The 16,612-nt window shown below is 70.4% G+C and carries 13 protein-coding genes; 7 read left to right on the forward strand and 6 right to left on the reverse strand.

The annotated features are described in order from the left end of the window. Window positions 1–2: 2 nt before the first annotated feature. Genes AB0F17_RS22940 through AB0F17_RS22960 form a run of 5 tightly spaced genes read left to right on the forward strand, consistent with a single transcriptional unit; the run spans window position 3 to window position 7,259 of the window. Entirely contained in the window at window positions 3–812 is an 810-nt protein-coding gene (locus tag AB0F17_RS22940; protein ID WP_358025999.1) for a carbohydrate ABC transporter permease, read from the forward strand. A gap of 10 nt (window positions 813–822) precedes the next feature. Continuing rightward, window positions 823–2,154: a sugar ABC transporter substrate-binding protein gene (locus AB0F17_RS22945; protein ID WP_358026001.1), complete on the forward strand. Its 1,332-nt coding sequence runs from the start codon at window positions 823–825 to the stop codon at window positions 2,152–2,154. Next, window positions 2,151–3,695, forward strand: coding sequence for an alkaline phosphatase D family protein (locus AB0F17_RS22950; protein ID WP_358026003.1), 1,545 nt, complete (start codon window positions 2,151–2,153; stop codon window positions 3,693–3,695). The genes AB0F17_RS22945 and AB0F17_RS22950 overlap by 4 nt, the downstream gene beginning before the upstream one ends. Before the next feature lie 10 nt (window positions 3,696–3,705). After that, window positions 3,706–5,643 (forward strand): NPCBM/NEW2 domain-containing protein, encoded by a 1,938-nt coding sequence (locus tag AB0F17_RS22955; protein ID WP_358026005.1) that lies wholly within the window; start codon window positions 3,706–3,708, stop codon window positions 5,641–5,643. Window positions 5,644–5,654: 11 nt separating this feature from the next. Further along, a complete protein-coding gene (locus tag AB0F17_RS22960; RefSeq protein WP_358026007.1) occupies window positions 5,655–7,259 on the forward strand; it encodes a beta-N-acetylhexosaminidase in 1,605 nt (534 codons plus the stop codon). On the opposite strand, the gene AB0F17_RS22965 is transcribed toward AB0F17_RS22960, so the two are convergent. The 4 genes from AB0F17_RS22965 to AB0F17_RS22980 all read right to left on the reverse strand — a co-directional run bounded on the left by AB0F17_RS22965 (window position 7,256) and on the right by AB0F17_RS22980 (window position 12,359). Then, the gene (locus tag AB0F17_RS22965; protein ID WP_358026009.1) at window positions 7,256–7,753 is read right to left on the reverse strand and encodes a DUF2087 domain-containing protein; all 498 of its coding nucleotides are present in this window, start codon (window positions 7,751–7,753) and stop codon (window positions 7,256–7,258) included. The two genes, AB0F17_RS22960 and AB0F17_RS22965, sit on opposite strands and share 4 nt — an antisense overlap. 179 nt (window positions 7,754–7,932) lie before the next feature. Further along, window positions 7,933–10,440, reverse strand: coding sequence for a DUF3516 domain-containing protein (locus AB0F17_RS22970; RefSeq protein WP_358026210.1), 2,508 nt, complete (start codon window positions 10,438–10,440; stop codon window positions 7,933–7,935). Between the two features lie 73 nt (window positions 10,441–10,513). Then, window positions 10,514–11,026 carry an N-acetyltransferase family protein gene (locus AB0F17_RS22975; protein WP_358026011.1) on the reverse strand — a complete coding sequence of 171 codons (513 nt, stop codon included), beginning with the start codon at window positions 11,024–11,026 and terminating at the stop codon, window positions 10,514–10,516. A 49-nt stretch (window positions 11,027–11,075) separates the two neighbouring features. Beyond that, on the reverse strand, window positions 11,076–12,359 hold the full coding sequence (locus tag AB0F17_RS22980) for an acyltransferase (RefSeq protein ID WP_358026013.1): 1,284 nt from the start codon (window positions 12,357–12,359) through the stop codon (window positions 11,076–11,078). Between the two features lie 196 nt (window positions 12,360–12,555). Between AB0F17_RS22980 and AB0F17_RS22985 the strand changes: the two genes are divergently transcribed. Further along, window positions 12,556–13,791 (forward strand): sensor domain-containing protein, encoded by a 1,236-nt coding sequence (locus AB0F17_RS22985; protein ID WP_358026015.1) that lies wholly within the window; start codon window positions 12,556–12,558, stop codon window positions 13,789–13,791. Then, window positions 13,782–14,429 carry a response regulator transcription factor gene (locus tag AB0F17_RS22990; RefSeq protein WP_336214277.1) on the forward strand — a complete coding sequence of 216 codons (648 nt, stop codon included), beginning with the start codon at window positions 13,782–13,784 and terminating at the stop codon, window positions 14,427–14,429. Before AB0F17_RS22985 ends, AB0F17_RS22990 begins: the two co-directional genes overlap by 10 nt. 63 nt (window positions 14,430–14,492) lie before the next feature. Here the strand turns inward: AB0F17_RS22990 and mihF are convergent, their stop codons facing one another. Both mihF and AB0F17_RS23000 read right to left on the reverse strand, forming a co-directional pair. After that, the gene (gene mihF / locus AB0F17_RS22995) at window positions 14,493–14,798 is read right to left on the reverse strand and encodes an integration host factor, actinobacterial type (RefSeq protein ID WP_358026017.1); all 306 of its coding nucleotides are present in this window, start codon (window positions 14,796–14,798) and stop codon (window positions 14,493–14,495) included. A gap of 605 nt (window positions 14,799–15,403) precedes the next feature. Further along, window positions 15,404–16,591 (reverse strand): ROK family protein, encoded by a 1,188-nt coding sequence (locus tag AB0F17_RS23000; protein WP_358026019.1) that lies wholly within the window; start codon window positions 16,589–16,591, stop codon window positions 15,404–15,406. Between the last annotated feature and the right edge of the window lie 21 nt (window positions 16,592–16,612).

Below are 16,612 nucleotides of genomic sequence, written 5' to 3' on the forward strand. Positions count from 1 at the left end.
ACATGACCAAGCGCATCCTGCTCTACGGCACGCTCACCCTGGGCGCCTTCGTCGCCGTCTTCCCCTACCTGCTCGTGGTGCTGACCGCGCTCAAGACCCAGAGCCAGCTCAACTCGACCGATCCGTGGGTGCCCGGCCTGCCACCGACCACGGCCAACCTGACCAAGCTCCTCAGCGGCGACTTTCCCCGATATCTCCTCAACACGGTGCTGATGACCACGCTGCTCACGCTGGGCCAGCTGGTGTTCACCACGTTCGCCGCCTACGCGTTCGCGCGGCTGCGCTTCCACGGGCGCGAGGTGCTCTTCTGGCTGTACGTGGCCACGATGATGGTGCCGAGCGCCGTCACGATGATCCCGCTGTTCCTGATCATGCGGGAGCTGCACGTGGTCAACACGTGGTACGGCCTGCTCGCGCCGTACGTGCTGGGCACGCCGTACGGGATCTTCCTGATGCGGCAGTTCTTCCGCGGGCTGCCCGCCGGGCTCGAAGAGGCGGCGCGGATCGACGGAGCGGGCCCGCTGAAGATCCTCACCCGGATCCTGCTGCCGCTGTGCCGCCCGGCGATCGGCACGCTGACGATCATCACGGTGATCTCGTCGTGGAACAGCTTCATCTGGCCGCTGATCATCACCAGCGGTGACGACACCAAGGTGATGACGGTCGCCCTCGCCACGCTCAACCGGGGCATCGGCGTGGACTACAACCTCATGATGGCCGGCGGCCTGATCGCGCTGGTGCCGATGATCGCGATCTTCATCTTCTTCCAGAAGTACATCGTCCGGTCGGTGGTCCTCACCGGCCTCAAGTAAGAGAGGTCTTATGCGATCCCCCCGCATACGCGAGCTCCGCCATGCCGTGACACTGCTGGCCGCCGCCACGCTCACCCTGACCGCCTGCGGCTCGGGCGGCGGTGGTGACACCGGCGGCGACGGCAAGGTCACCTTGACCTACCGGCTCTGGGACGACCAGCAGAAGGTGGGCTACGACAAGGTCATGGCGGCCTTCGAGAAGGCCAACCCGAACATCGACGTCAAGATCGAGCTGCTGCCCTACGACGAGTACTGGACCAAGCTCACCGCGGACGCGGTGGCCGGCACGGCGCCGGACGTGTTCTGGATGACGCCGTCGCAGTTCCCCGAGTACGTCACCAAGGGCGTCCTGGCCGACATGTCACCCCTCAAGCTCGACACCACGAAATTTCATCCGACGGTGGTCGGGTCGTTTACCTACCAGGACAAGCTGTACGGCGTTCCCAAGGACTGGGGCATCGTCGGCCTGCTCTACAACAAGGATCTGTTCAAGAAGGCCGGCGTCGAGATGCCGGCCGGCCTCACCTGGAAGCCCGACGGCTCCGGAACGTTCCTGGAGACCGCGCGCAAGCTGACCGTGGACGAGGCCGGCAAGCACCCCGAGGACCCCGGCTTCGACCCGGCCAAGGTCAAGACCTACGGCTTCGCCTCCTGGAACCACTACCAGACCCAGTGGATGAACTGGGTCAACTCCAACGGCGGCAAGCTGCTCGACAAGCCGTTCGGCAAGTACACCTTCAACGACGACGCCTCCGTGCAGGCCCTGCGGTTCGGCGTCGACCTGGTGAACAAGTACCACGTCTCGCCGCCCGCGACCCAGACGAACCCGCCGACCGGCAAGGTCACCGACATGTTCAAGGCGGGCGAGGTGGCGATGTTCCCGGCCAACAACGCGCTGCTGCCCTACGTCGCGCCGGAGGCGAACTTCGAGGTGGGCGTCGCCCTCATGCCCGAGGGCCCGGCCGGCCGCGCGGTCAACCTCAACGGCCTGTCGGAGGCCGTGTACGCCAAGAGCGCGCACCCCCAGGAGGCGATGAAACTGGCCGCCTACCTCGGCACCGAGGAGCCGCAGAAGCTGATGGCCGCCGACGGCTACATCTTCCCCGCGCTCAACGGGCTCACCCAGGGCTACGTCGACTACTGGCAGAAGACCAAGCAGCTCGACGTCTCCCCGTTCGTCGAGGAGTCGAAGGGCACCACGTTCCCGCTGCCCGTCACCACCGGGTTCACCGGCTTCGAGACCAAGCTCAACCAGCTCTTCAACGAGATGTACCTCGGCAAGCTCGACCCCAAGCAGGCCGCCGACCAGGCCGTCACGGAAGGGAACGCGACCGTCAAATGATCAGCCGGCGCTCACTCCTCGCTGGGGGCGCCGGACTGGGACTGACCGCCGCACTGGGTGCCTCACCCGTGCGCGCGGCGGCCCGCCGTGCCCCGATCTCCGACCCCTTCCAGCTCGGCGTCGCCTCCGGCGAGCCGGCCCCCGACGGCGTGGTCCTCTGGACCCGCCTGGCCATGGACCCCGTGGCCCTCGACGGGCTCGGCGGCATGCCGCCGCGTCCCGTCCCCGTCGAATGGCAGCTCGCCAAGGACGAGAGCTTCCGCCATGTCGTACGACGCGGCGTCGAGCTCGCCGGACCGCAGGCGGCCCACAGCGTCCACGTCGAGCTGGACGGCCTGAACCCCGGCACCGAGTACTTCTACCGCTTCAAGGCGGCGGGCGAGCTCTCCCCGGTGGGCCGCACCCTGACCACCCCCGCCCGCGGCACGCGGGGCCGCGCGCTCAACCTGTCGTTCACCTCCTGCGCCGACTACCAGACCGGCTGGTTCACCCCCTACCGCCGGATGGCCGAGGACCAGCCCGACCTGATCGCCTTCCTCGGCGACTACATCTACGAGTACGGCGACTACAAGTACCCGGTGCGCGACCAGGCCGGGGGAGAGTGCCTCGACCTGGCCGGATACCGGCTCAGGCACGCCCAGCACAAGGCCGACCCGGAGTCGCGGTTAGCCCACGCCATCGCCCCCTGGGTGGTGGTGTGGGACGACCACGACATCGAGAACGCCTGGGCCGGCGACGTGCCCGAGCAGCCCGACCCGCCCTTCCTCAAGCGCCGGGCGGACGCCTTCCAGGCCTACTACGAGAACATGCCGCTGCGCCGCGCCCACAAGCCGAACGGGGCCTCGCTCAAGCTGTACCGGAGCATCCGGTGGGGCGCGATCGCCAACCTGCACCTGTTGGACACCCGGCAGTACCGCGACATCTACGCCTGCACCGGCAGGAGCGGCACCGTCGGCGCCGACTGCCTGGAGCGGTTCGCCCCCAACCGGACCATTCTCGGCGCCGACCAGGAAGCCTGGCTCGACGGCGAGCTGCGCGGCTCCAAGGCCACCTGGGACCTGCTCGGCCAGCAGGTCTTCTTCATGGAGATGGACTGGACCAACGGCGAGGGCAAGGGCTACTCCAACGAGGGCTGGGACGGCTACGTCGCCTCCCGCAACCGGCTGGCCGCCGCCATCGACGACTACAAGCGCAACGGCGTCGTGCTCACCGGTGACGTGCACTCGCACTGGGCGGGCGAGATCAAGCGCGACTACCAGGACCCGTCGTCCAAGTCGGTCGCCGTCGAGCTCGTCACCACCTCGGTCAGCAGCGCCGGAAACGGCCTCGACGAGTACCCGAACACGCAGGTGCTGCTCGACGAGAACCCGCACGTGAAGTTCTTCAACGGCCGCCGCGGCTACGTACGGGCCAAGCTCACCGAGCACGAGATGAAGGTCGACTTCCGCTCGCTCTCCCGCGTCACCGAGCCCTACGCCCCCGCCTACACCTCCGGCTCCTTCGTCATCGAGCCCGGCGACCCGGCGCTCCACCCAGCCTGACGGGACCCTCATGCGCACAACCACGGCCGCCCTCGCGGCGGCCCTCCTCACCCTGCCCTTCGTGCCGTTACCCGCCTCCGGCGCCGCCGTGAGCGGGCCGCCGATGGGCTGGAGCAGCCGTTCGCTCGGCTGCTCCGTCTCGGAGGCGTCCGTACGGCAGGCGGCCGACGCCCTGGCCCCGCTCGCCCCGGCCGGCTACCGCCACGTCATCATCGACGACTGCTGGCTGGCCGCCCAGCGTACGGGCGGAGCGCTGGCCCCCGACGCCACCCGCTTCCCCTCCGGCGTCAAGGCGCTGGCCGACTACCTGCACGGCAAGGGGCTCAAGCTCGGCCTGAGCCTGTCGGCGGGCACCAAGGCGTGCTCCGGCGGCGGCCCCGGCTCCTACAAGAACGAGACCGCCGACGCCGAGCAGGTCAAGGGCTGGGGCGTCGACTACGTCAAGTACGACTGGTGCAATGTCCCGGCCGCCGACTTCCCCGGCCAGAACGTCCAGCAGATCGCCCAGACCCTCTACCCGCGCATGCGCCAGGCGCTCGGCGACGCGATCGTCTTCGCGATGAACAACGAGGACGGCAGCACCGTGCCGTGGCTCTGGGGCAAGGACGCGAAGGCCACCACCTGGCGGACCAACGTCTTCAACAGGCCCATCTCCGATAGCTATCCGAACATGGTCGACATCTGGGAGTTCAACCAGCTCAGAGCCGAGTACGCGGGCCCCGGGAGCTGGGCGGACCCCGACCTGGTCCAGGCGGGCCGGGGCGGCATGACCGACGCCGAGTACCGCACCCAGGTCAGCCTCTGGGCCATCGGCGCCTCCCCGCTCATCCTCCAGGCCGACCCGGCCAAGGCGCCGCCGGCGATCGTCGCCAACCCCAAGGTGATCGCCGTCGACCAGGACGCGCTGGGCGTCCAGGGCCGGTTCGTGACGTCCGACGGCTGGTACCACGTGCTGTCCAAGCCCCTGGCCAACGGGGATCAGGCGATCCTGCTGTTCAACGAGAGCGACCGGGCGGCGACGATCTCCACCCGGCTCAAGCCCGCCCGCTACCGCGTCGAGGAGCTGTGGACCGGCGCGGTCACCACCACGGCGGGCGACCTGGCGGCCCAGGTGCCCGCCCACGGGTCCGTGCTGTATCGGGTGGGCGTGAGCCGGGAGCAGGCCCCGCCCGCCGTGCTGGTGGAGGCGGACCCGGCCGCAGGCCCGGGTGAGGACCACCTGTCCGTGCTGGAACCGGGCGTGGAGCGGGAGGTCGTCACCAGGGTCACCAACACCGGGGGTACGGACCGGCTGCGCGACGTCGAGGTGGCGCTGGCCGTACCGGACGGGTGGCGGGCCAAAGCTCGGACGGCCACCAGGACCGGGCGGCTGGACGGCGGCGAGACGTTCACCGTGAAGTGGGCGGTCACGCCGCCCGCCGGAGCGGAGCTCAAGGACTACGAGATCACCGCGACAGCCGCCAAGACCACGGCCACCGCCGTCGTCAAGGTGGCGCGGGCGCCCGGAGCAGGCCGTACGTACCTGAGCGACCTGCCCTGGACCCGCGTCGCGAACTACTTCGGCCCGGTCGAGAAGGACACCAGCAACGGCGAGAAGCCCGCCGGAGACGGCAAGCCGATCACCATCGAGGGGGTCCGGTACGCCAAGGGGCTCGGTGCCCACGCGCCTGCCGACATCGAGTTCTACACCGCGGGTCGCTGCTCGACCGTCGAGTTCCAGGCCGGGATCGACGACGAGGTGGGCGCGGCGGGGTCGGCCGACCTCGAAGTCTGGGCCGACGGCGGCCGGGTCGCCCACTCGGGCGTCGTCACCGGCGCGCAGCCGGCCAGGAAGGTCACCGCGTCGGTGAAGGGCGCCACCTACGTCCGGCTGGTCGCGACCAACGGCGGCGACAACGCCACCTCCGACCATGCCGACTTCGCCGACGCGTCCATAACCTGCCAGTAGGAAGAGAGCTCATGATCGTTCCCAAGCCCGTCCGCTACGAGGTCCGCCAGGGTCGGTTCGTCCTCGACCGGGACACCGCTCTGACCGCGGAGCCGGCGCTCGGCGGAGTCGCCTCCTGGTTGCGGGGCGAGCTGAGCCCGGTCGCCGGCGGCGAGTTGCTGCCGGGGCCGGGCTCGGGAACGATCACTCTCCGGCTCCGCGACGAGCTGTCACCTGAGGCGTACCGGCTGAGTGTGGCCGACGACGGCGTCGTGATCGAGGGGGGCGGCCCGGCGGGGGTGTTCTACGGGGCGCAGACGCTGCGGCAACTGCTCCCGGCCGCCGCGTTCAGGAAGGCGGCGGCGGGGGAGCCGCTGGTGCTGCCCGCCGTCCGGATCGAGGACGAGCCGAGGTTCGGGTGGCGCGGCTGCATCCTCGACGTCGCCCGACATTTCATGACCAAGCATGATTTGCTGCGGTTCATCGACCTGATGGCGCTGCACAAGCTCAACGTGCTGCACCTGCACCTCACCGACGACCAGGGCTGGCGCGTCGAGATCAAGCGCTACCCCCGGCTGACCGAGGTCGGCGCCTGGCGCAAGGAGAGCCAGACCGGCTGGAACGGCGCCCTGGACGGCCGCCCGCACGGCGGCTACTACACCCAGGACGACCTGCGGGAGATCGTCGCCTACGCGGCGCGGCGGTTCGTCACGGTCGTGCCGGAGATCGACCTGCCCGGCCACACCCAGGCCGCCATCGCCGCCTACCCCGAGCTGGGCAACCTCGACACCCCGCTGGAGGTGCGCACCACCTGGGGCGTCGGCGTGAACGTGCTGAACGTCGAGGACAGCACGGTCACCTTCTTCCAGAACGTCTTCGACGAGGTGCTGGAGCTGTTCCCGAGCCCGTACGTGTGCGTCGGCGGCGACGAGTGCCGCAAGGACCAGTGGCGCGACAGCCCCGCCGCGCAGCGCCGCATCGGCGAGCTGGGGCTGCGGGACGAGGACGAGCTGCAGAGCTGGTTCATCCACCGCTTCGACGACTACCTGGCCGCGCGGGGACGCAGGCTGGTGGGCTGGGACGAGATCCTGGAAGGCGGGCTCGCGCCGGGCGCCGTGGTGGCCTCCTGGCGCGGCGACCTGGGGGCGGTGTCGGCGGCCCGCTCCGGGCACGACGTGATCACCTGCCCCAACACCTCCGTCTACTTCGACTACCGGCAGGGCCCGGGGGAGGACGAGCCGGTGCCGTTCGGGACCGTGCTGACGCTGGAGGACGTGTACGCCTTCGACCCGGTTCCGAAGGAGCTGCGCGACGATCCGGCCGGGGCACGGGTCCTCGGGTCGCAGTGCGGCCTCTGGACCGAGCTGATCGACTCCAACCGGCGCCTGGAGTACATGGCCTTCCCGCGGGTGGTGGCGTTCGCGGAGACGGTGTGGAGCCCGCCCGCCCGGGACCTGGCCGACTTCCGCCTACGGCTGGCGGCCCACCTGCCGCGGCTGGCCGCGATCGGGGTGGAGTACCGGCCCGAGTCGGGGCCGCTGCCCTGGCAGACCCGGCCGGGCGTCCCCGGCCGGCCGGAGGACGCCGCGCGGTGGCAGGCCAAGATCGACGCCTGGACCAGCAACCTCCAGCGCTAGAGCTCCACCGGGCCGCCGCTGCGCCAGTAGACGTTGTCCTCCCTGGACAGCAGGCACTCGTCCACCAGATACCTCCGCAGAGCCGCGTAGTCATCGTGGAAGGCCCGCAGCGCGACGTTCACGTCCTTCTCCGGATACCGGACACCGGGCTCGAACACCCGCGAGATGTAGCGGAGCACCACGACCCGCTTCTCGTGCTTCATCGGCATGCTCTTCAGCCGCCCGTCGACCAGGAACGTCTGCAGCAGCCGCTCCTCGGTGCTCACCTCGGGCTCGGGTTCGGCGGCCCGCGCCCGTAACAGCTCACGGAACTTCTCCGGCGCCGCCCGCCACCCGCCGTCCTCCCCCTGCACGGCCAGCCCGCCGGCGGCCAGCCGGGCCAGGACCTTCGGCGACAGCCCGTCGGTGACGCCGAGGACCAGGGAGGCGAAGGCCCGCAGCGTGTCGTCCTGGGCGAGCAGCCCGAGCACCCGCCTGTTCTCTGTGTCGCTCATTCGCCTATTTTGTCCCATGAGCCGCGAGCGAGGCGGTGCGAGACCTCGGACAGCCCGCCGAATGTCTCGATCTTGAGACATTGCCATGACGCGATGACGAACTTGGCTGTCGGACACTTAAATAACAGGCGTGTGCCGGGGCGCCCTTGCCAGTCCGCTCCGGCACACGGCTTATCCCGTCAGAGTCTGTTGAGTCCCTGCACGTGCACCACCGCGCGGCCCTCCTCGTCGGAGCCGGCCAGGTCGATCTGCGCGTCGATGCCCCAGTCGCCGTCACCGGCCGGGTCCTTGATGGTCTGGCGCACCTTCCACAGGCCGTCCTCCTCCTCGATGCGCAGCAGCGCGGGACCCCGCGCGTCGGCGTCGGTGAAGATCTCCTCGTGGTCGGCGTAGTAGGCGTCGAGCGCCGCGCCCCAGTCGACGTCGGGCGCCAGCTCCGCCAGCTCGTTCTCCTTCTCGATGGCGCAGAGCTCGACCAGGCGGAACATCGCGTTGCGCACCAGCACCCGGAACGCCCGCGTGTTGGCGGTGACCGGGCGGACCTTGGCCTCGAGCTGGTCCTTGCGCTCCAGCGCGTCCTCGGGGTTGGCCAGCTTCTCCCACTCGTCGATGAGCGAGGAGTCGACCTGCCTGACCAGCTCGCCCAGCCACTCGATCAGGTCGATGAGGTCCTCGGTCTTGAGGTGCTCGGGGACCGTGCGCGACAGCGTCCGGTAGGCGTCGGCCAGGTAGCGCAGCACCGTGCCCTCCGACCTGGCCAGCTCGTAGAACTGGATGTAGTCGGCGAACGTCATGGCCCGCTCGTACATGTCGCGCACCACGCTCTTGGGGCTGACCGTGTAGTCGCCCACCCACGGATGCCCGTGCCGGTAGGTCTCATATGCCCCGAGCAGCAGGTCTTCGAGCGGCATCGGGTACATGACCTCGGCGAGCTGCTCCATCCGCTCCTCGTACTCGATGCCGTCGGCCTTCATCTGCCCGATGGCCTCGCCCCTGGCCTTCTTCAGCTGGGCCGACAGGATCTGGCGCGGGTCGTCGAGGATGGACTCGACGATCGACACCATGTCGAGGGCGTAGCTCGGCGAGTCGTGGTCGAGCAGGTCGAAGGCGGCCAGCGCGAACGTGGACAGCGCCTGGTTGAGCGCGAAGTCCTCCTGCAGGTCGATCGTCAGCCTGGCCCGCCGGCCCTGCTCGTCGGCCTCGGCGAGCTGCTCGACGATGCCGCCCGCGAGCAGCGACCGGTAGATGGCGATGGCCTGGCTGATGTGCCGCCGCTGCCACTTGCGGTCCTCGTGGTTGTCGGTGAGCAGGTGCTTCATCGCCTGGAAGCAGTCGCCGGGCCGGTTGATGATCGCGAGCAGCATGGCGTTGGTGACCTTGAACCGGGAGTTGAGCGGCTCGGGCTCGGCGGTCTGCAGCTTCTCGAACGTCTCCTCGCTCCAGCCGACGAACCCCTCCGGCGGCTTCTTGCGGGCGTAGCCGCGCCGCCGCTTGGGGTCGTCGCCGATCTTCGCCAGCGCCTTGGCGTTCTCGATGTCGTGCTCGGGAGCCTGGCAGGCGACGTAGCCGATGGTGTCGAAGCCGGCCCGCCCGGCCCGCCCGGCGATCTGGTGGAACTCGCGGGCGCGCAGGCGGCGCACCTTGTTGCCGTCGTACTTGGACAGCGCGGTGAACAGCACGGTCCGGATCGGCACGTTGACGCCGACGCCGAGGGTGTCGGTGCCGCAGATGACCTTCAGCAGCCCGGCCTGGGCCAGCCGCTCCACCAGCCGCCGGTATTTGGGCAGCATCCCGGCGTGGTGGACGCCGATGCCGTGCCGGACGAGGCGGGACAGGGCCCGGCCGAACCGGGTGGTGAAGCGGAAGCCGCCGATCAGCGTGGCGATGGCCTCCTTCTCGGCCTTCGTCGCCATGTTGATGGACATCAGGGACTGCGCCCGCTCCATGGCGGCGGCCTGGGTGAAGTGCACCACGTAGACCGGGGCCTGGCCGGTGCGGAGCATCTCCTCCAGCGTCTCGTGCAGGGGCGTCATCCGGTAGGAGTAGATCAGCGGCACCGGCCGCTCGGCGTGCTTGACGACCGCGGTGGGCCGCCCGGTGCGCCGGGTCAGGTCGCGCTCGAACATCGAGACGTCGCCGAGCGTCGCCGACATCAGCACGAACTGCACGTTCGGCAGCTCCAGCAGCGGCACCTGCCAGGCCCAGCCCCGGTCGGGCTCGGCGTAGAAGTGGAACTCGTCCATGACGACCTGGCCGATGTCGGCCGCCGCGCCGTCGCGCAGCGCCACGTTGGCCAGGATCTCGGCCGTGCAGCAGATGATCGGGGCGCCCGGGTTGACGCTGGCGTCGCCGGTCATCATGCCGACGTTCTCGGTGCCGAAGACGGAGACCAGGTCGAAGAACTTCTCCGAGACCAGCGCCTTGATCGGCGCGGTGTAGAAGGTGCGGATGTCCCTGGTCAGCGCGGCGAAGTGGGCACCCGCCGCGACCAGGCTCTTGCCGGAGCCCGTCGGGGTGGCCAGGATCACGTTGCTCCCGGAGACGACCTCGATGAGCGCCTCCTCCTGAGCGGGATAGAGCGTGAGCCCCCGTTCGGAGTTCCAGGTAACGAACGCGTCGAAAATGGCGTCCGGGGCGGCGTCGATCTCTTCCGGCAGGCGGTCAACGAGGAGGCTCACACCCTCTATCCTGCCGAAGTTTGCCGGATGGTCGAACCCAACCCGGTCCGGCAGCGCCCGATGGCCGTCCGATATCGCCGTGCTAGCCGAGTTCGAGCTGGTAGAGGATGGTGTCGATCCACCGCCCGTGCTTGAACCCGACCGACCTCAATCGGCCCGCCTCCGCGAACCCGAACGCGGCGTGCAGCTTCAGCGACGCCGGATCGCCGCCGTCGGCGATCACCGCGATCATCTGCCGGGCGCCGGCCTCGGAGGCGCGGGAGATCAGCTCGCCGAGCAGTCGCCGGCCCAGTCCGCGCCCGGTCGCGCCGGGCGAGAGGTAGATCGTGTCCTCGACGGTGTGCCGGTAGGCGGGCTTGGGGCGGTAGCGCCCGCAGTAGGCGAACCCCAGCACCTGGTCGCCCTCCTTGGCCACCAGGAACGGCAGGCCCGCCTCGGCGATCGCCGCCGCCTTCAGCCGCCACGCCTCGGTGTCGAGGGGCGTCTCGTCGAAGGTCGCCACCGACTCCGTCACGTAGTGCGCGTAGATCTCGGCGACACCGGGCAGGTCGGCTTCGGACAGGGGCTGGATCTGCGTCGGCTGGATGTGCGTCATGTGATCGCATTCTTCAAGGATTTCGGATGGCCACCGTGTGTCCGAATCCTCACACGCGGGCCCGCGGACCCGTAAGCAGCAGCCCGCCCAGGATCGCCAGGATCGCCAGGAACGGCGTGTTGCCGGGCGCGAACCCCGCCACGGTCAGCGCCAGCAGCCCGCCGCCGACCAGCGCCGCCGAGGTGAGCGTGCCCCGCCACGTGGCCTCGCCGTACGGCAGCGCCGGCGGCTCCTCGAACCGCGAGAAGCCCTTCAGCAGCGGCCACATCACCAGGCAGAGCGCCCCGAACCAGATCGGCCACCCGGCGAACCAGCCCAGGCCGCCCGGCGCCGGGGTATCGATGCCGAGGCCGACGACGACCACGCCGGTGACCGCGAACAGCGCCGGCATGTGCCACAGGTAGACGGTCATGATGCGCGGCCCCGCCCAGGCGAGCAGCTTCTCGGTCCGCAGCCGCAGGATCCACGGCCGCAGCAGCGTGGCCAGCCCGATCTGGCCGACCGAGACGGCCAGCATGGCCAGCGTGGGCGGGGCCATGTTCGACACCTCGGCGCCGGGCAGGCCGATCATGCTGCCCGGGTACGGGCCGAACGCCACGAGCAGCGCCGCGGCCCCGAACCCGCCGATCGCCATCAGCCCGGGGCGCCTCAGCCGTCCTTCGGCGTACCGGAAACCGAGCTGGTGCACCGCCAGCCAGACGAACACGATGTTGAGGTAGCCCAGCGCGTCCAGCCCGGTCGAGAACCGCACCACGTCCGTCAGGACCGCCCCGGCCGCCAGGACGACCGGGACGCGCAGGCCGTACCTCTCGTGCAGCCTCATCATGTACGGCGTGGCCGTGACCGCGATCAGGTAGACGGCGAGGAACCACAGGAGCTGGCCGGTGAGCGACGAGCCCACCTCCAGCGGCTGCCTGGGCACGCCCAGGGTGACCAGCAACTGGGGGAGCGGGATCCAGACCGCGGCCAGCGGCAGGATGGGCCAGGCCAGCCGGCGCAGCCGGGTGGCCAGCCACCGCGGCCCCCCGTGCGCCGCCCGGCCGAAGCTGATGGCGTTGGCGGCGCCGCCCGCGAAGAACACCAGCGGCATCACCTGGCTGACCCAGGTCACCACCCACACCCCCGGCGTCGACAGGGCGTTGCCGGTCGTCAGGCGGGCCCCGTCGAAGACGAGCACCGGAATCGTCCAGTGCTGCAGCACCACCAGCGCCATCCCGAACACCCGCAGGATGTCGATGAACGGGTCCCTGACCCCCGCCCTCCCCGCCGGAGCGGGGCGGACCGGTACAGCGGCCGCCGGCAGAGGCGCCGGGTGGTCGAGCAACGCGGTCATGGGGGGCCTCGATTCATCCGGAAGGTGAGGCCTCAAGCCTTCCGCCGCGGCCGCTCCGGCACAGTGCCGTGGGCCGCCCTCTTCGAGGCAAGATCACACCACCACGGAAGGTAGGGCAGGCCCTACCGCCATATACCTGCGCACCGGGTCGATCCGGGCGTGCCACAGTCGTACCGTGAACGCCATGCGCTCCCTCATGAGACGTGTCCTCCTGGACACCCGCTACACGCTGGTCGGCTTCCCCACGGCCGTCATCGCCTTCGCGCTCCTGATCGCCGGCATGGCCGCCGGTGTGGGCACGGCGATCGTGTGGGTCGGCGTGCCGCTGCTCGCGGGGACACTCATGATCGCCCGGGGTTTCGCGGACGCGGAGCGCGGCTGGCTCTCCGACGTGCTCAAGCGCCCTCCGGTACGCCCCCGCTACAAGCCCGCGCCCGCCGGGGCCGGCCGGTTCCGCCGGCTGGTGAACCCGATGACCAGCGGGCAGTCATGGCTCGACCTGCTGCACGGGATACTCAACTTCCCGCTGGCCATCGTGTCGTTCGTGCTGACCGTGGTGTTCTGGGCGCTGCCGATCGCCGGGCTGACCTACCCCCTGTACGGCCTCATCACCTCGCGCATCCCCGACAACGTCGAGCTGCCCGAGCTGCTCGGGATCGGCCGGGGCTACTGGGTGAACTCGGTCTTCTACGTCGTCCTCGGCCTGATCGGCCTGCTCATCATGCCGATCATGACGCGCGCCTCCGCACTGCTGCGGGCCGGGATCGGCAGGGCGCTGCTGACCGGCGTCGCCGAGCTGCAGGAGCGCATCGACGACCTGGCCGAGGGCCGGGCCGCGGCCGTCTCCGCCGAGGCCAACGCGCTGCGCAAGCTGGAGCGCGACATCCACGACGGCCCGCAGCAGCGCCTCGTCTCGCTGGCCATGGAGCTGTCCAGGGCGCAGCGGCAGATGCGCAAGGACCCCGACGCCGCGCAGGCCACGATCAGCTCGGCGATCACCGCCACCCGCGAGACGCTCGACGAACTGCGCGCCCTGTCACGCGGCATCGCGCCGCCCATCCTGTCGGACCGCGGCCTCGCCCCGGCGCTGGCCGCCCTCGCCGGGCGCTGCACCATCCCGGTCGACCTCGACGTACAGACCGTCCAGCGCTACCAGGCCGCGGTCGAGAACGCCATCTACTTCGTCGTCGCCGAGACGCTCACGAACGTCGCCAAGCACAGCCGCGCCACCATCTGCACGATCCAGCTCGTCCGCATCGGTGACATTCTCATGCTTACCATCGGGGATGATGGGGTCGGCGGCGCACACGTCGCCAAGGGACACGGTCTCGCCGGTCTGGCCGACCGGCTCCGCGCGGTCGACGGGGAGCTGGCCGTGCAGTCACCGGACGGCGGGCCGACTGTGATCGTGGCGGAGGTGCCGTGCGCGTAGTCGTGGCCGATGACGCGGTATTGATCAGAGAGGGCCTGGTCAGGCTGCTCGAAGAGTTCGGCTGCGAGGTGGTCGCGACCGTCGGTGACGGAGACGGGCTCGTCGAGGCGGTGGCCGAGCACCGGCCGGACGTGTCGGTGGTCGACGTGCGGATGCCGCCGTCGTTCACCGACGAGGGGCTCAGGGCCGCCGTGGAGGCGCGCCGCCGGGTCCCGGGGGCGCCGGTGCTGATCCTTTCGCAGTACGTCGAGGTCTCCTACGCCGACGACCTGCTCGCCGACGCCCGGGGCGCCGTGGGCTACCTGCTGAAGGACCGGGTCGTGGACGTGGACGAGTTCCTGGAGGGCCTCCGTCGGGTCGCCGCCGGGGGGACCGTGTTCGATCCTCAGGTGGTGTCCCAATTGATGGTGCGCAGGCGCAGGGACGACCCGTTGGCGCAGCTCACGCCGCGTGAGCGGGAGGTGCTCGGGCTGATGGCCGAGGGGAAGTCCAATCCCGCCATCGGCAGGCAGCTGGTCATCAGCGACGGGGCCGTGGAGAAGCACATCAGGAGCATCTTCAGCAAACTCGGGCTGTACGCCGACGACAGCGATCAGCATCGGCGCGTGCTGGCCGTACTCGCCTATCTGCGGTCCTGACAGGCTTTGGGGGAGCGCTGGCCGGTCCGCGCGGCTTCGCGCGCGGACCTGGCCGCCCGGTGGTCAGCCGAGCGCGTCGACCAGCTTCTTGCGCTGCTGGGCGCCCAGGCCGCCGAGGCGACGCTTCTCGTCGACGCCGGCCTCCTCCATCAGCGCGGTGGCCTTGGCCGGGCCGACGCCCTTGACCGCGCGCAGGGCCTGCGACACCTTGATCTTCTTGGCGATGTCGTCATCGCGCTCCAGCAGCTGCGCGAAAGTCAGCTCACCGGCCTTGACCTTGCCCAGCAGAGCGGTGCGAGCCGCGCGTGCCTCCGCGGCCTTCTCCAGAGCTGCCTTGCGCTGCTCGGGGGTGAGAATGGGAAGTGCCATCTCGGTTCTCCTCGGGGAATTTGGGATCGGGGATTCTGTAACCCGTAGTGCAGTGGCTAATCATGGCCCATACCAGCGGTTCGTGTTGTGGAAAGCGCCCGCTCAGCGTGTGTGCCACGTCGAAGAGGCCGCTTCGGCGCGCGCCACGTGCCGCGTGACCATGCCGCCGCCGGCCCCTGTGCCGCCGACCACGGGCTTCTCCACACCGTAGCCCGCCCAGGGGGAGAAGCCACCTCAGAGGGACCCGAAATGGTCTCTTACCAGGTCGTACGGCTCCCCGCCAGTCGCCGCCGGCTTGGCCGGGGCCGCCGGTTCACCTGTGCAAGATCATGAATCGCGTGGGCGGTTTACGCCCTTGCGCGTGGTATCCGTCACATTCGCCGTTCGGGCGTGTCGTGGGCGGTGAAAGCGGGTGGGCGACGCTCCGGTGAAGTGGGGCTGCAGGACGTCGACCAGCACCTCGACGTACGATGACGACATGGGGGTGTCCTTAAAACGGGAGGTCAGGATGCTTAACCAAGCCTTCCCTTACCTCGCGAACCCGCGGCCGAGCCCGTCGGCCGGGTCGCTCTCGGCTGCCTTAGGCGGCCCGGTGGGCGGGGTGTTCACCCGCCGCCGTGCCAGGATTCGACGCCGGAGACGGTGAGGAACATGTCGAACACCGACTCCATGGCACCGACCAGCGGACCGTGCCAGCCCAGGGCCGAGGGGGCTATCACAGGCGGCCGCTCGCCGCGGATCGTCATCAGACCGCGGCCGAACGACTCCATCAAGGTGGGGAGCGCTCGATCGTACAGGTCGACGCCCAGGCCGGACAGTGTCACCACCGCCGGATCGTGCGCGTTCACCAGCGCCGCCAGCCCTCGGCCGAGTGCCCGCGCGTTCGTCGCGACCGCACGCAGCGCCGCCCCATCGTCCGGCTGGCCGGCCGAGACCGCGGCGAGGATGCGGCGGGCGTCGGCGCGGCCCTGGCCGCCGCCGTACGCCAGGCCCATGTGGCGCAGGAGCGCGTTCGCCCCGACCTCCAGCCCCCAGCAGCCGTGCGCGCCGCACATGCAGGGCGCGTCGCCGCCCGTGAGCGGCATGTGGCCGAACTCGGCGCCCATCCCGCCGGCCCCCTCCAGCGGGCGGCCGTCCACCACGAGCACGCCGCCCAGGTCGAAGTCGACATGGACGTGCAGCCCCACCCCGGTCCCACGCAAGCGCCCCCGCCGCGCCTCGGCCAGAGCCGCGAAGGCCGTGTCGTTCCCCACCCGCGGGACCACGGCGCCGAGGTCGAGCAGCGCGGGTACGTTCACCGAGCGCCAGCGCAGATGCGCCACGTCCACCAGGCCGCCGTCGCGCACCGGCCCCGCCACGGCCACGCCCACCCCGATCACCCGGGACCCGAGCCGCCCGATCTGCTTCCGCAGCACTTCACCCAGCGGCCCGAGGGCCCCCTCCGGCGTGCCGTCGTGCTGCCGTACGTCCAGCACCGTGGCCCGGCCGCCCAGCTCGCACGCCGCGACCTCCCACGAGTCCTCCCGGACGTCCACGGCCAGCGCCAGCGGCCCCTCGGGATGCGGGCCCGGCACCTGCGTGGGCCGTCCCCTGCCGTGCTCCGCCGACGGCTCCTCGTGCAGCAGCCGGTCGTCGACCAGACCGCTGACCAGCACCGACGCAGTACCCCGGGCCAACGCCAGGTCCTGGGTCAGCTTCGATCGGGTGCGGGTCGCGCCGCAGTCGTGGACCGCCCGCAGCAGCCGCACCCGGTTGTACGCCCGTAGGCCGGCGCTGGTCGTCGCACCGTTCATCACCATTGTGTGCGCCTCATC

The organism is Nonomuraea sp. NPDC026600, from assembly GCF_040638335.1.
GTDB lineage: Bacteria > Actinomycetota > Actinomycetes > Streptosporangiales > Streptosporangiaceae > Nonomuraea.

Excerpts from the sequence above, each read along its gene's own strand:
- AB0F17_RS22940 (WP_358025999.1), top strand. The coding sequence starts at position 3 with ATGACCAAGCGCATCCTGCTCTACGGCACGCTCACCCTGGGCGCCTTC.
- AB0F17_RS22945 (WP_358026001.1), top strand. The coding sequence starts at position 823 with ATGCGATCCCCCCGCATACGCGAGCTCCGCCATGCCGTGACACTGCTG.
- AB0F17_RS22950 (WP_358026003.1), top strand. The coding sequence starts at position 2,151 with ATGATCAGCCGGCGCTCACTCCTCGCTGGGGGCGCCGGACTGGGACTG.
- AB0F17_RS22955 (WP_358026005.1), top strand. The coding sequence starts at position 3,706 with ATGCGCACAACCACGGCCGCCCTCGCGGCGGCCCTCCTCACCCTGCCC.
- AB0F17_RS22960 (WP_358026007.1), top strand. The coding sequence starts at position 5,655 with ATGATCGTTCCCAAGCCCGTCCGCTACGAGGTCCGCCAGGGTCGGTTC.
- AB0F17_RS22965 (WP_358026009.1), bottom strand. The coding sequence starts at position 7,753 with ATGAGCGACACAGAGAACAGGCGGGTGCTCGGGCTGCTCGCCCAGGAC.
- AB0F17_RS22975 (WP_358026011.1), bottom strand. The coding sequence starts at position 11,026 with ATGACGCACATCCAGCCGACGCAGATCCAGCCCCTGTCCGAAGCCGAC.
- AB0F17_RS22980 (WP_358026013.1), bottom strand. The coding sequence starts at position 12,359 with ATGACCGCGTTGCTCGACCACCCGGCGCCTCTGCCGGCGGCCGCTGTA.
- AB0F17_RS22985 (WP_358026015.1), top strand. The coding sequence starts at position 12,556 with ATGAGACGTGTCCTCCTGGACACCCGCTACACGCTGGTCGGCTTCCCC.
- mihF (WP_358026017.1), bottom strand. The coding sequence starts at position 14,798 with ATGGCACTTCCCATTCTCACCCCCGAGCAGCGCAAGGCAGCTCTGGAG.
- AB0F17_RS23000 (WP_358026019.1), bottom strand. The coding sequence starts at position 16,591 with ATGAACGGTGCGACGACCAGCGCCGGCCTACGGGCGTACAACCGGGTG.